The sequence below is a fragment of the Streptomyces sp. NPDC107522 genome (assembly GCF_055657525.1).
Genome location: NZ_JBVKAU010000006.1, coordinates 14,420 through 27,497 on the forward strand (window position 1 = coordinate 14,420; position 13,078 = coordinate 27,497).

Here is a 13,078-nt window from a genome sequence, read left to right on the forward strand (position 1 = left end):
CCGGTGGGCGAGGGGCGGTTGACGGTGCGTAAGGCATGGATCGTGGCGGGTGCCGCTGTCGCGGCGGGCCTCAGCTTCGTGATGCTGCTCGTCGTCGGCGTCTTCATCGTCGCCGGGAACCTTGCCAATGGAGTCGGCGGAGCGGCCAGGTCGCTGGCCAAGGGGGCCGTGCCGGCCGCGTATCGGGACCTCGTGCAGAAGTGGGGCAATCTGTGCCCCGCCATCAACCCCGCGCTGCTCGCCGCCCAGCTGTACCAGGAGAGCGGGTTCAACCCGAAGGCGCAGAGCGCGGCGGCCGCGCAGGGGATAGCGCAGTTCATCCCGGGGACGTGGGCCACGCACGGTATCGACGGGGACGGGGACGGCGACCGGGATGTCTGGGACCCGAATGACGCGATTCCGTCGGCCGCGAAGTACGACTGCACGCTCGCCTCGTATGTGAAGGACGTGCCCGGTGACCCCACCAAGAACATGCTCGCGTCCTACAACGCGGGCGCGTACGCGGTCATCAAGTACGGGGGCGTCCCGCCGTACAAGGAGACCCAGAACTACGTGAAGACGATCACCACGCTGGAGGAGAGCTTCGCCGCGCCCGTCAGCCGGGTGGATCCCAGCAAGCAGGCCGCGGGGGCTATCTACTACGCGCAGAAGAAGCTGGGTACGCCCTACCTCTGGGGTGGGGAGGGCACCGCCGCGGACGGTGGGCGGTTCGACTGCTCGGGGTTGACGCAGGCCGCGTACGAGAGTGTCGGGATCACGCTGCCGCGCGTCGCCAACGACCAGTACAACGCGGGGCCGCATCCGGCCAGGGACGAGCTGCTGCCCGGCGATCTGGTGTTCTTCTCGAAAGACCTCAGCAACTCCCGGGCCATCCACCATGTCGGGATTTATGTGGGTGGGGGATACATGATCGACGCGCCGAGAACGGGTGCTGTGATCCGGTTCGACCCGATCGACACCCCGGAGTACTTCGGGGCCACCCGGGTCACCGAAGATGGCGCGAAAGCGCTGCCCACGACGGTGTAGACGGAGCGTGAACCGTCCCCCTGAGCTGCGGCGACGGGTCTCTCTTCGATAACGTCTGAGTGATCATTCAGTGGAGTGTGGAACGTATCAGCGGGGGCCGTGCGTTCCTGGTGTCGTAGCCGGATCTACAACCACGGGGATCTACAACCACGGGGGTGGGCGGAGCGGCGTACGCAACACTGCGCCGAAGAGACGATGAAGGGGCCACGGCATCATGGCTGGACTCGCAGCATCCGGGTCGAACCCCGACGTCGAGCTGCTCTACGACATCAATGGCCTGGCCAAGGACGCCCCGCGCTGGTTCGACCGGGTCATGGAGTACGTCGGTGAGTACGGGCTGCTGCTCGCCCTGATCCTTCTCGTGGTGTGGTGCTGGTGGTCCGTGCGGCGGCGAGGCGCGGAGGACGCCGCCTCCTCGGTGGCCGCGCTCGTGTGGACGCCGCTTGCCGCCGCGATCGCCGTGCTGGTGAACGTGCCCATACGGGGGTTCGTCGAACGGCCCCGGCCCTTCAACGATCACCAGGGCCTTGAAGTCCTGGTGACCGGCAAGACCGACTTCTCGTTCGTGAGTGATCACGCGACGATCGCCATGGCCCTGGGGGTCGGGCTGTTCGTCGCGAACCGGAAGTTCGGGCTGGTCGGTATCGGGCTCGCCCTTCTCGAAGGCTTCTGCCGGGTCTACATGGGCGTGCACTATCCGACCGACGTGGTGGGCGGGTTCGCGCTCGGCACCGCCGTCGCGCTGCTGCTGTCGCCGCCGGCCATGGCCGTGCTGACGCCCGTGATGTCCGCCGTCGAGCGGTCGCCGAGAGGTGGGTGGCTGATCAGGTCGCGGGGACGGTCCCGGGTGGGTGGGCAGGACGCGTTGATTCCGGGCGCTCGGAAGGAGACCGCGGGGGCTGAGGAGCGGGATCTGGCCGCGTAGGCCCCCGGGGGTCTCCGGTTTGGAGGCCTTCGGTTTTGGGAGGTCCGCGGCTTGGCAGGTCTGCGGCTTCAGAGGGTCGCGGTTTCAGAGGGTCTGCGGCTCCAGAGAGTCTTCGGGTTCAGAGATCTGTGGCTTCAGAGGGCTACAGCGCCTGCGGGTACGTGAAGAACCTCTCCGGGTCGTACTGCTTCTTCAGCCTCGTCAGGCGCGTCGCCGCATCCCCGTAGTAGGCCTTGCGCCAGTCGCTCAGGCCGGGGTCGGAGTAGTTCTGGTACGCCGCGCCCGAGGCGTGCGGCCGCATCGCGTCGTGTGCCGACTTCAGCCAGGCCTGGGCCGCGGAGCCCGTCGTGCCGGCGCGCCACGAGGCGATGTACTGGGCCAGCATGCGGGAACGCCGGTGCACGAAGGCCGTCGCCGTGGGGGAGACGCGGTTGACGGCTCCGCCGAGGGCGGTCAGCGCGATGCTGCCGGAGCCGCCGCGGACCGACTGGACCTGCTTCATGAGGGTCTGGATGCCTGCGGAGGAGAGCGAGCGGTCGAAGAAGTCCGACTTCGCCGCGTATGTCTCGCGGCCCAGGGCGCCCTGCGGGGAGCGGCCGGGAGTGGAGCCGGGGAGGTGGCACTGGGCGTCGGTCGAGAAGGAGGAGCAGCCGGCGTACAGCTCCATCGACTCCTCGTACGAGCGGCGCTTGAGGGCGACGTTGCTCGCGGGGCCGGGGCCGCCGGGCCGGTCGGCGAGGCGGTCCACCGCGTTCTGGAGCTCGCGGTAGGTGCCCAGGGAGAACGCGGCGACGGAGATGGTGGGGGTGCCGCCGACGTGGTTCGCCAGGTGGAGAGAGGACCAGATCTCGTCGGGCTGGGACGGGCCCCACTCCTGCCACGCCTTGATCAGCGCGGCCGCCTTCGACCAGGGCCACGTCATGTATGCCGTTACGGCCTGGGGGGCGGGGTGGGTCTTGAAGTGCAGTTCCGTAACGACACCGAAGTTGCCGTTGCCGGCGCCGCGCAGGGCCCAGAAGAGGTCCTTGTTGCTGGTGGCGTTGGCGGTGAGCTGCTTGCCGTCCGCGGTGACCAGGGTGGCCTGGGTGAGGCTGTCGCAGGTCAGGCCGTAGGCGCGGGAGGTCACGCCGTGGCCGCCGCCGAGGGTGAGGCCGGAGACGCCGACGGTGGGGCAGGAGCCGGCGGGGATGGTGACGCCCTTGGCGGCGAGGGCTCGGTAGACGTCTATGAGTTTGGCGCCGGCGCCTATCACCGCGGTGTTGCCCGAGGAGCGGATGCGGTTGAGCTTGGAGACGTCGATGATCAGGCGGTTGTTGCCGGAGGACCAGCCGGCGTAGGAGTGGCCGCCGTTGCGGATGGCGACTTGGAGGTTGTGGGCCCGGGCGTAGGCGAGGGTGGTGCGGATGTCGTCGGGGTGGGCGACGTAGGCGACCGCCGTGGGCTTCAGGGAGTCGAAGCGGGTGTTGTAGAGCTGGTGGGCGGACTTCCAGGCGGCGTCGCCGGGGCGTATGAGGGGGCCGTCGAGGTCCCTTGCCAGGGCGGACCAGTTGGCGGGGGTGGCGGCTGGGCGGCGGGAGGCGGTGGCGGTTTTGCTGGTGGCGGTGGTTTCGGTGCGGGTGGCTGTGCTGGTGCCTGCGCCTTCGCCGGCGCCTGTGCCCGTGTCTGTGCTGCCCTTGCAGGCGGTTGTTGCGAGGGCGGTGAGGGCTGCTGCTGCGCCGCCGCCGATGAAGGTACGCCGTTCCATGTCGCCTCCTGGTGGTTCCGTGGAACGAGACGGGGGCGTGGGGGTCGGGGTTCCATGGTGGCGGGGGTCTGTTGGGTGCCGGCCGGGAGGGTTCTTCGCCCCCGCCGCCCCTACCCGTCCCATCCTCCAGGGGCTCTGCCCCTTCGACCCCGGTCCTGGGGGCTGCCGCCCCCAGACCCCCGCTTCGGCCCTGAAGGGGCCTTGTCCTCAAACGCCGGACGGGCTGGAGTGCCTGGACCGGCGTCGAGAGGTGGAGCCCCTTGGGGGTGGGTGGGGGCTTGGGATGGTGGTGGCTTGTTCTCGGGTGCCGGGCGGGCTGGATGATGCCGGTCGGCGTCGAGATGTGCGGCCCCTTGTGGGCGGGCTGAGGAATGCGGACGGTGCTGGGAGGTGGCCGTTGGAGGTGTGTGGCGAAAGGCACCTGGGTTTGGCCGGGGCGGCGTCCAGTGGGGCGGGTTCTCCGTCGTGGACCGGCGGCCGTCCGCAGGGGCAGGGCACCGATGGGCCGTGACCCCCGGACGGCTAGAGGAACGCCAGATGTACGACCCCGAACGCCGCCGCCGCCACCGTTGCCGCTGCCGGCATCGTGATGAACCAGCCGAGGACGATGTTCTTGGCCACGCCCCACCTCACGGCGTTCACCCGTTTCGTCGCGCCGACGCCCATGATCGCCGAGGTGATGACGTGGGTCGTGGAGATCGGCGCCTTGAAGAGGAAGGCCGTGGTGAACATGATCGACGCGCCGGTCGTCTCCGCGGCGAAACCCTGCGGCGGGTCGAGTTCGATGATCTTGCGGCCGAGGGTGCGCATGATGCGCCAGCCACCCGCGTACGTCCCCAGCGACAGCATCACCGCACACACGATCTTGACCCACACCGGAATCGGGTCGCCGTAGTCCTCGACGTCGGCGATGACCAGCGCCATCACCACGATGCCCATGGTCTTCTGCGCGTCCTGAAGACCGTGCCCGAGCGCCATCCCGGCCGCCGAGACGGTCTGCGCGATACGGAAGCCCCGCTTGGCCTTGTGCGGATTGGCCCGGCGGAAGATCCACATGATCGCCGTCATGACCAGGTAGCCCGCGCACAGGCCGACGAGCGGCGACACGAACATCGGGATGACGATCTTCTCCAGCACCCCGTGCCAGTACACCGTCGTGCCGCCCGCGAGCGCCGCCCCCACCATGCCGCCGAACAGGGCGTGGGAGGAGGACGAGGGCAGGCCGAAGTACCAGGTGATGAGGTTCCAGGTGATGGCCCCGACAAGAGCGGAGAAGAGGATGCCCATCCCCTTCGAGCCCTCAGGTGTCTGGATCAGGCCCTCACTGACCGTCTTGGCCACGCCCGACCCCAGGAAGGCACCGCCGAGGTTCATCACCGCGGCCATGAGGAGCGCGGCCCGCGGGGTCAGCGCCCGTGTCGACACGGACGTGGCGATGGCGTTCGCGGAGTCGTGGAAACCGTTGGTGTACGTGAAGAAGAGCGCGACCGCGATGGTCACGACCAGGGCGAAGGTGTCCATGGAAGGGCTCAGGACTCCTTGACGGCGATGGTCTCCACCGTGTTCGCCACGTGCTCGAAGGCGTCCGCCGCTTCCTCAAGCACATCGACGATCTGCTTGAGCTTCAGGACCTCGATCGCGTCGTACTTGCCGTTGAAGAGGTGCGCGAGGAGCTTGCGGTGTATCTGGTCGGCCTGGTTCTCGAGCCGGTTGACCTCGATCCAGTACTCGGTGAGGTTGTCCATCGTGCGCAGGTTCGGCATCGCCTCGGCCGTCAGCTCGGCCGCCCGCGCCAGCACCTCGATCTGCTGCTCGACGCCCTTGGGCAGTTCCTCGACGTTGTAGAGGACGACCAGGTCGACGGCCTCCTCCATGAAGTCCATGATGTCGTCGAGGGACGAAGCGAGGGAGTAGATGTCCTCGCGGTCGAACGGCGTGATGAACGAGGAGTTCAGCTGGTGGAAGATCGCGTGCGTGGCATCGTCACCCGCGTGTTCCGCGGCCCGCATACGTTCTGCGATCTCGGCCCGGCCGGCGGTGTCCGCCCCGAGCAGTTCCATCAGGAGTTTCGAGCCCGTGACGATGTTGTCCGCGGACGCGGCGAACATGTCGTAGAAGCTCGTCTCCCGGGGGGTCAGACGAAATCGCACGTGGGGTCCTCAGGAAGCATCGGTTTCGGTCAGGCTGATGCTAGGCGCATCATCCGGCCACGGCTAATGGGCCGTCCCCCAGTGTCGCCCATCAGGCACAGTGGTCGGCACGGGGGCTGCCCAGTGGTCCAGTCCAACGGCCGTCCGCGGCGTCGGCCACAGGGCCCTATACCCAGCAAAGTTCGGTACGATATACCCGGTAGGGGTATGGAAGCGGTTTACGTCGGGAGGACGCGATGACGACCACAGAGGCCGGCGCGGGTGCGCCCTCCGCCGCCGACGAGGCCGTGGAAACGGCCGCCACGGACATCGTGACGGACCACGACCGGGGCGTCCACGGCTACCACAAGCAAAAGGACGAGCACCTCAAGCGCCTGCGCCGCATCGAGGGCCAGATCCGGGGCCTGCAGCGCATGGTCGACGAGGACGTCTACTGCATCGACATACTCACGCAGGTGTCCGCCTCCACGAAGGCCCTGCAGTCCTTCGCCCTCCAGCTCCTGGAGGAACACCTCCGCCACTGCGTCGCCGACGCGGCCCTCAAGGGCGGCTCGGAGATCGACGCGAAGGTGGAGGAGGCGACGAAGGCGATCGGCCGCCTGCTGCGGACGTAAGGGGCGGGTGGCCCGTCAGGCTGTCGGCTCTGCGCCGGAGGCGTCCCGCTCCTCCGCGACTCTCAGCACCTCGTCGATGCTCTCCAGGCTGAGCCGGTCCTCGCGGGCCGCCGAGGCCGCGATGATCAGCTCTCCGCACAGCTCGATCTCGGCGAGGGCGACGTGGTCCTGAACTGCCGTACCGCCGACCGGAGCCACGTGCATCACCTCTTCTCTGCCGTTACCGACTTCCTAGAGTAGGGAGCGGCCTACACGCCGCGCATGGCACGGACGGGCTAGTTCTCGACGGCCGTCACGCACGCATACGCCGGCCCTCACTCCTCGGCGATCTTGCCGGCGAAGATGTCGTCGTCGTCCGGCAGCCGTACGTCGACGGGGGCCCCGAAGTCGTACAGCAGGGTCGTCGAGGCCACGGCGACGGCGTCGCTCTGCCGGCCGTTGACGAAGCTGAAGCGATGCCGGACCTTCCGGATCCGGCCGTCGTCGTCCAGGTACACGTCGAACGGCACCTGATCCGTGGCGAACCCTTTCGCCGCTGCCGCCAGGGCTTCCTTGTTCCCGCCGGACGCGTCCCGCGCGGCGGCGTCGAGGTCTGCCGTCCCCCGGTAGTGCCGCACCGGCGTACCGGAGACCTCTTTCCGCCCCACGTACGTCGCCGTCCGTGCGCCGCGCAGCACCTCGGCGGCGGCGAACGGGTCCGTGGCCCCGCCGGTGACGAGGTTCCCGTCCGACAGCGACCGGGTGTCGACCCGAACCCACTTGTCGGCGGGCACACCGGCACCGCGGTTCTTCATGTACAGGGCACCGGGGGCGAGCAGCTCCATGATCGGCCGGTGCGCGGTGGCGCCGGCGGGATCCTGCGGCAACAGCACCTTCAACCGCCCCACCCGCCGACGGAAGTCGTACACCCCCTCGCCGCGGATGGTGACGCGGGTGCCGCCGGTGGCCATCTCCATGGACGTACGGGCCTTGGAGCTGCGGGTCCCGACGAGCGCATCGGCGGCCCGCTGCACCACCTCCACGGCGTCCCGCCCACGCGAGTCCTCCACCGCGGCGCCGCTCTGCGCGCACCCGCTGCCCGTGAGACAGACGCACAAGAGCCCGGCCGCGACGCCCGCCCCCTGCCTCCGCCTGTGCTGCTGCCGCTCCGTCATCGCCTGCCTACCCCCAGCCGGTACGTCCGTCACGGGCCCCCTGTCGTTCCGGTTAACGACGGGTAGGTGCCCCCGTCACGCCGCCCGGAGGCGTTGCGCTTACTTGCCTTGGGTAACGTTGTCTGCGTGGCGCATCAGGACGGATCGACGTCCCCCCGAAAACACCGCGACTCCGGCGAGCACCGCACGACGACGGTGGAGAAGGGCCGCTTCTGCACAGCCTGCTGCAGCTGCGGCTGGCGGGGTCCGGCGAGACGTGCGCGCAGCTTGGCGCGGGCGGATGCGGCGGAGCATGTAACGCCGTGACTGCGGCGCCGCGCCACACTGCGGATGCCGTCGGCTTGGGGGTTGCCCGGCGTGGGGGCCGGGCGGGGTGGGTCGCGCAGCCCGGCGTTGACGGGGTGCCGTCGCTGTGGGTCGGGAGCCGCCCCAGCGGCACGACTGCCCGCAGCTGGGTGGGCACGACAACAACGCGCGTCCCCGACCACACAGACGGACCCGCCCCCCGGGAGCCAGGGGGCGGGTCCTTTATCTGCCTCGCGGTGGCACCGCCATGCAGCACCGCGAGGGGTTCATATCGTCGGGCGTCGGCTCAGCCGAAGCGGCCCGAGATGTAGTCCTCCGTGGCCTGGACCGACGGGTTGGAGAAGATGCGCTCCGTGTCGTCGATCTCGATCAGCTTGCCGGGCTGGCCCACGGCCGCCAGGTTGAAGAACGCCGTTCGGTCCGAGACACGCGCCGCCTGCTGCATGTTGTGCGTCACGATGACGATCGTGAAGCGTTCCTTCAGCTCGCCGATCAGGTCCTCGATGGCGAGGGTGGAGATGGGGTCAAGGGCCGAGCAGGGCTCGTCCATCAGCAGGACCTTGGGCTCCACCGCGATCGCCCGCGCGATGCACAGACGCTGCTGCTGACCGCCGGAGAGGCCGGAGCCCGGCTTGTTCAGGCGGTCCTTCACCTCGTTCCAGAGGTTCGCGCCCCTGAGGGACTTCTCGACGACTTCCTGCAGCTCGCTCTTCTTGTAGTTGCCGTTCAGGCGCAGGCCGGCGGCCACGTTGTCGAATATCGACATCGTGGGGAAGGGGTTCGGCCGCTGGAAGACCATGCCGACCTCGCGGCGCACGGACACCGGGTCGATCCCCGTGCCGTACAGGTCCTCGTCGTCCAGCAGCACCTTGCCCTCGACGCGGCCGCCGGGGGTGACCTCGTGCATACGGTTCAGCGTGCGCAGGAACGTCGACTTGCCGCAGCCGGAGGGGCCGATGAAGGCCGTCACCGAGCGGGGCTCGACCGTCATCGAGATGTCTTCGATCGCCTTGTGGGAGCCGTAGTAGGCGGTCAGACCGCTTACGTCGATTCGCTTGGCCATGTGGATCACTGCTTCTTTCAGAGGTATTCGGGTCGCCGATCGGCCGCGTCAGCGGCCCGTCTTCGGGGCCTTCCAGCGGGCGATGCCGCGGGCCACCATGTTGAGGATCATCACGAAGGCGATCAGCGTGAGCGATGCCGCCCAGGCTCGGTCGTACGCCGGGGTCTCGCCGGAACCGTACTGCTGGTAGATGTACAGCGGCAGCGACGCCTGCGCACCCTCGAAGGGGTTGGCGTTGATGAACTTGCTGCCGAACACCAGCAGCAGCACGGGCGCGGTCTCACCGGCGATACGGGCGACGGCCAGCATGATGCCGGTGGTGATGCCGCCGACCGAGGTCGGCAGGACCACCTTGAGGATGGTGCGCCACTTGGGCACGCCCAGCGCCAGGGAGGCCTCGCGCAGCTCGTTCGGGACGAGCTTGAGCATCTCCTCCGTGGAGCGGACGACCACGGGCATCATCAGGATCGCCAGAGCCAGCGAGCCGGCGAAGCCGAACGGCTGCATGTCGAACATCAGCATGAGGCTGAGGATGAACAGACCGGCGACGATCGACGGGATACCGGTCATGACGTCGACGAAGAAGGTGACGGCCCGGGCGAGGTTGCCACGCCCGTACTCCACCAGGTAGATCGCGGTGAGCACGCCGATCGGCGCGGCGATCAGCGTGGCGAGGCCGACCTGCTCCAGGCTGCCGAGGATGGCGTGGTAGATGCCGCCGCCCGGCTGCGAGTCGGCGACCACGCCCATGGAGTGCGTCAGGAAGTAGACGTCCAGGACCTTCACACCGCGAGCGATGGTCGTCCAGACCAGGGAGACCAGCGGGACGACCGCCAGCAGGAAGGCGACCCAGACCAGCGAGGTCGCGATGCGGTCCTTGGCCTGGCGCCGGCCCTCGACACGGGCGGCGATGACGTACGTACCGACGACGAAGAAGAGACCGGCGATCAGGCCCCACTGGACGCGGCTGTCGAGGCCGGCGGCCAGGCCGATGCCGACCGCGACGGCGACCGAGCCGGCCGCGATGGCGTACGGGGACCACTTGGGCAGGCGGGCACCGCGCAGGGTGCTGGGCTGCCTTTCGGTGACGGCTGCGTTGCTCATGCGTTGGCCCCCGAGTACTCCTTGCGGCGGGCGATGATCGCGCGGGCCGCGCCGTTGACCAGCAGGGTGATGACGAACAGGACCAGGCCGGAGGCGATCAGCGCGTCCCGGCCGAATTCGGTCGCCTCGCTGAACTTGCTGGCGATGTTCTGGGCGAAGGTTCCACCGCCCGGGTTGAGCAGGCTGGCGTGGATGATGAAGTCGGGGGAGAGGACGGTGGCCACGGCCATCGTCTCGCCGAGTGCGCGGCCGAGGCCGAGCATCGAGGCGGAGATCACGCCGGAGCGGCCGAAGGGGAGGACCGCCATGCGGATCACTTCCCAGCGGGTGGCGCCGAGCGCCAGGGCCGCCTCCTCGTGCATCTGCGGGACCTGCCGGAAGACCTCGCGGCTGACGTTGGTGATGATCGGCAGGATCATGATCGCGAGCAGGATGCCGACCGTGAACATCGAGCGGGGGGCGCCGCCGTCCCAGGAGAAGATGCCGGTCCAGCCGAGGTACTCGTCCAGCCAGCCGAAGAGGCCGTTCATGTGCGGCACGAGGATCATGGCGCCCCACAGGCCGTAGACGATGGACGGCACGGCGGCGAGCAGGTCGATCACGTATGCGATGGCGCCGCTGAGCCTGCGCGGGGCGTAGTGCGTGAGGAACAGCGCGATGGCGACGGCGATCGGGACCGCGATGACCATGGCGATGATCGAGGAGACGATCGTGCCGAAGGCCAGGACGGCGATACCGAAGACCGGCGGGATCGTGCTGGTGTTCCACTCCGAGGTGGTGAGGAAGTTGCCCTCGTCCTCGCTGATCGCCAGGGCGGCGCGGTAGGTGAGGAAGACCGCGATGGCGGCCATGATCACCAGCAGCAGGATGCCCGACCCGCGGGAGAGACCGAGGAAGATCCGGTCACCGGGTCGGGTGGCACCGCGGGCCGCGCGCTTCTGCTCGGTCACCGTCGGCTGTGGGGCGGGGGGAGGTGCTTGAGTGTTGTGTGTCGATATGTCCATAGAGAGTTCTCCGGTCTGCGGAGCCGTACGCGGTCTGCGGCGGCTCGGTGGAGCCGTGCGCGATCGGCGACGGCTCCGGGCGGCGGTGCACCGGACGATGCGGTCCGGTCCGGGGTTTCGGGCCCTGGACCGGACCGCACTCAGGTCAGCTCAGGCTCGAAATGGTCTTGCGAACCTCGGTGATGATCTCTTCGGGCATCGGGGCGTAGTCGTTCTCCGTGAGGATCTTCTGGCCGTCCTCGGAGGCGATGTAGTTCAGGAAGGCCTTCGTGGCGGGGAGGGTCTCCGCCTTGTTGCCCTTGTCGCAGACGATCTCGTACGTCACCAGGACCATCGGGTACGCACCCTCGACCTTGGTGTTGTAGTCCAGCTGGAGCGCGTAGTCCGAGCCGGTGCCGACGCGCTTGGCGGCGGCGATGGCCTTGGTGGCGTTCTCGATGTTCGCCTCGACCGGGGCGGAGGCGCCGGTGTCGAGCTTGGCGGCCTTGATGTTGTCCTTGACGTAGGACAGCTCGAAGTAGCCGATGGCGCCGTTGGTCTGCTTCACCTGCTGGGCCACGCCGGAGGACTGCGGAGCGGACTGGCCGCCCTTGGCCTGCCAGGCCTTGCCGCCCTCGTAGGGGAAGTCCTTCTTGGCGGTGGCGATCAGGTACTTGGTGAAGTTGTCCGTCGTGCCGGACTCGTCCGAGCGGTGGAACGCCTGGATCTTGAGGTCGGGAAGCTTGACGTCGGGGTTCAGCTTCGCGATCGCCGGGTCGTTCCAGTTGGTGATCTTGCTGTCGAAGATCTTGGCGATCGTCGAGGCGTCCAGGACCAGGTTGTCGACGCCCGAGACGTTGTAACCGACCGCGATCGGGCCGCCGACCATCGGCAGGTCGATGCCCTGGCCGCCGGTGCAGATCTTCTTGGAGGCGGTGACCTCTTCGGGCTTCAGCGCGGAGTCGGAACCGGCGAAGGCGACCTGACCCTGGGTGAACGCGGTCACGCCGGCGCCGGAGCCGCCGCCCTTGTAGTTGATCTGCACGTCCTTGCAGGCGGCGGTGAACTGCGCGACCCAGGCGTCGATCGCGTTCTTCTGCGCGGATGAGCCGTCGGCGAGCAGCTGGCCCTTGGCGTCGTCACACTTGATGTTGGCGGCGTTGGCAGGCGCGGAGGCGTCGCCGCCGTTGCCGTTGCCGGTGTCGTCGGAGCCGCACGCCGTGAGGGCCAGGGCGCCGGAGACGGCGAGAGCGCCGAGAGCGAGAGCCCGCCGGTTCTTGCGCTGAAGCTTCACTTGAGGGAGTTCCTTCCAGGAGCCGCCGTCCTGAATCCGGCGGCGTGCGAAGACTGGGTGATGCGGACACGTCCCCCCGGGGCGCGGTCCGACATCGTGCAAGGCTGAAATTAGGCAGAACAGGTGAAGCCGCCGAAGGGCGTAAATGAACGAGGGGTGAACCCCTGGGGACGGTGCGGTGAGGTCACGGAACGCTCACGTTGAGGACACGGGTGTATTCCGAGGCTTTGTGGGGTGCTTCGGACTATGCCAGGTGGAGCGATTCCAGCAGCGCGTCCACGAGGCTGCGGTCCCTCGGCTGGGTCAGACGGCCCCGGGCGGCCGTGGGGGAGAGCCACAGAAGGCGGTCCACCTCGGTCCCCGGGGTGAAGGTGCCGGGGACCGCCTCGGCCGCCCAGTAGCGGACCTCCTTGGGGCGGCCGTTCGCCAGATACCGCAGAGTCGGCAGCTCGGCGCCGGGCTGAGCGGAGTGCCCCGTCTCCTCCGCCACCTCGCGCAGGGCACCGGCGAGGGCCTCCTCGCCGCGCTTCAGCTTGCCTTTTGGGTGAGACCAGTCGTCGTATTTCGGTCGGTGGATCAGGCATATCTCCAGCTCACCGTCTACCGGTGAGCGGCGCCACAGGACACAGCCGGCCGCGTGGACGGTGAGGTCGTTCGCTTGAGTCACCGGGGATGCCTCCTTCGGGGGTGCCGGCGGGCGCCCGTGGGCCCGGGG

General features: G+C 68.7%; 13 protein-coding genes. 3 read left to right on the top strand and 10 right to left on the bottom strand.

Translation table 11 applies throughout. The annotated features are described in order from the left end of the window. Positions 1–18 precede the first annotated feature (18 nt). Together ACZ7L6_RS20265 and ACZ7L6_RS20270 are read left to right on the top strand one after the other, a co-directional pair. Positions 19–1,026, top strand: coding sequence for a C40 family peptidase (locus ACZ7L6_RS20265; RefSeq protein WP_471925762.1), 1,008 nt, complete (start codon positions 19–21; stop codon positions 1,024–1,026). A gap of 214 nt (positions 1,027–1,240) precedes the next feature. Further along, positions 1,241–1,951, top strand: coding sequence for a phosphatase PAP2 family protein (locus ACZ7L6_RS20270; RefSeq protein ID WP_471925764.1), 711 nt, complete (start codon positions 1,241–1,243; stop codon positions 1,949–1,951). 142 nt (positions 1,952–2,093) lie between these two features. Here ACZ7L6_RS20270 and ACZ7L6_RS20275 read toward each other — a convergent pair whose 3' ends face one another. The 3 genes from ACZ7L6_RS20275 to ACZ7L6_RS20285 form a co-directional block, all read right to left on the bottom strand. Then, positions 2,094–3,695 carry an FAD-binding oxidoreductase gene (locus ACZ7L6_RS20275; RefSeq protein WP_471925766.1) on the bottom strand — a complete coding sequence of 534 codons (1,602 nt, stop codon included), beginning with the start codon at positions 3,693–3,695 and terminating at the stop codon, positions 2,094–2,096. Between the two features lie 522 nt (positions 3,696–4,217). Beyond that, positions 4,218–5,216 carry an inorganic phosphate transporter gene (locus ACZ7L6_RS20280; RefSeq protein WP_471925768.1) on the bottom strand — a complete coding sequence of 333 codons (999 nt, stop codon included), beginning with the start codon at positions 5,214–5,216 and terminating at the stop codon, positions 4,218–4,220. Positions 5,217–5,224: 8 nt separating this feature from the next. Continuing rightward, positions 5,225–5,845: a DUF47 domain-containing protein gene (locus ACZ7L6_RS20285; protein ID WP_015659485.1), complete on the bottom strand. Its 621-nt coding sequence runs from the start codon at positions 5,843–5,845 to the stop codon at positions 5,225–5,227. Between the two features lie 236 nt (positions 5,846–6,081). Between ACZ7L6_RS20285 and ACZ7L6_RS20290 the strand changes: the two genes are divergently transcribed. Beyond that, positions 6,082–6,459, top strand: coding sequence for a metal-sensitive transcriptional regulator (locus tag ACZ7L6_RS20290; RefSeq protein WP_471925770.1), 378 nt, complete (start codon positions 6,082–6,084; stop codon positions 6,457–6,459). A 15-nt stretch (positions 6,460–6,474) separates the two neighbouring features. Here ACZ7L6_RS20290 and ACZ7L6_RS20295 read toward each other — a convergent pair whose 3' ends face one another. The 7 genes from ACZ7L6_RS20295 to ACZ7L6_RS20325 all read right to left on the bottom strand — a co-directional run bounded on the left by ACZ7L6_RS20295 (position 6,475) and on the right by ACZ7L6_RS20325 (position 13,030). Continuing rightward, entirely contained in the window at positions 6,475–6,663 is a 189-nt protein-coding gene (locus ACZ7L6_RS20295; RefSeq protein ID WP_471925772.1) for a hypothetical protein, read from the bottom strand. A gap of 110 nt (positions 6,664–6,773) precedes the next feature. Then, a complete protein-coding gene (locus ACZ7L6_RS20300; RefSeq protein WP_471925774.1) occupies positions 6,774–7,613 on the bottom strand; it encodes an SCO4651 family lipoprotein in 840 nt (279 codons plus the stop codon). A 592-nt stretch (positions 7,614–8,205) separates the two neighbouring features. Then, positions 8,206–8,982 carry a phosphate ABC transporter ATP-binding protein PstB gene (gene pstB, locus ACZ7L6_RS20305; RefSeq protein WP_471925776.1) on the bottom strand — a complete coding sequence of 259 codons (777 nt, stop codon included), beginning with the start codon at positions 8,980–8,982 and terminating at the stop codon, positions 8,206–8,208. A 48-nt stretch (positions 8,983–9,030) separates the two neighbouring features. Further along, positions 9,031–10,086, bottom strand: a complete 1,056-nt coding sequence (gene pstA / locus ACZ7L6_RS20310) for a phosphate ABC transporter permease PstA (protein WP_471925778.1) — start codon at positions 10,084–10,086, stop codon at positions 9,031–9,033. Further along, a complete protein-coding gene (gene pstC, locus ACZ7L6_RS20315) occupies positions 10,083–11,090 on the bottom strand; it encodes a phosphate ABC transporter permease subunit PstC (protein WP_471925780.1) in 1,008 nt (335 codons plus the stop codon). The genes pstA and pstC overlap by 4 nt, the downstream gene beginning before the upstream one ends. Positions 11,091–11,235: 145 nt before the next feature. After that, positions 11,236–12,363, bottom strand: a complete 1,128-nt coding sequence (gene pstS / locus ACZ7L6_RS20320) for a phosphate ABC transporter substrate-binding protein PstS (protein ID WP_471925782.1) — start codon at positions 12,361–12,363, stop codon at positions 11,236–11,238. A 244-nt stretch (positions 12,364–12,607) separates the two neighbouring features. Next, positions 12,608–13,030: an NUDIX hydrolase gene (locus ACZ7L6_RS20325; RefSeq protein WP_471925784.1), complete on the bottom strand. Its 423-nt coding sequence runs from the start codon at positions 13,028–13,030 to the stop codon at positions 12,608–12,610. Positions 13,031–13,078 lie beyond the last annotated feature (48 nt).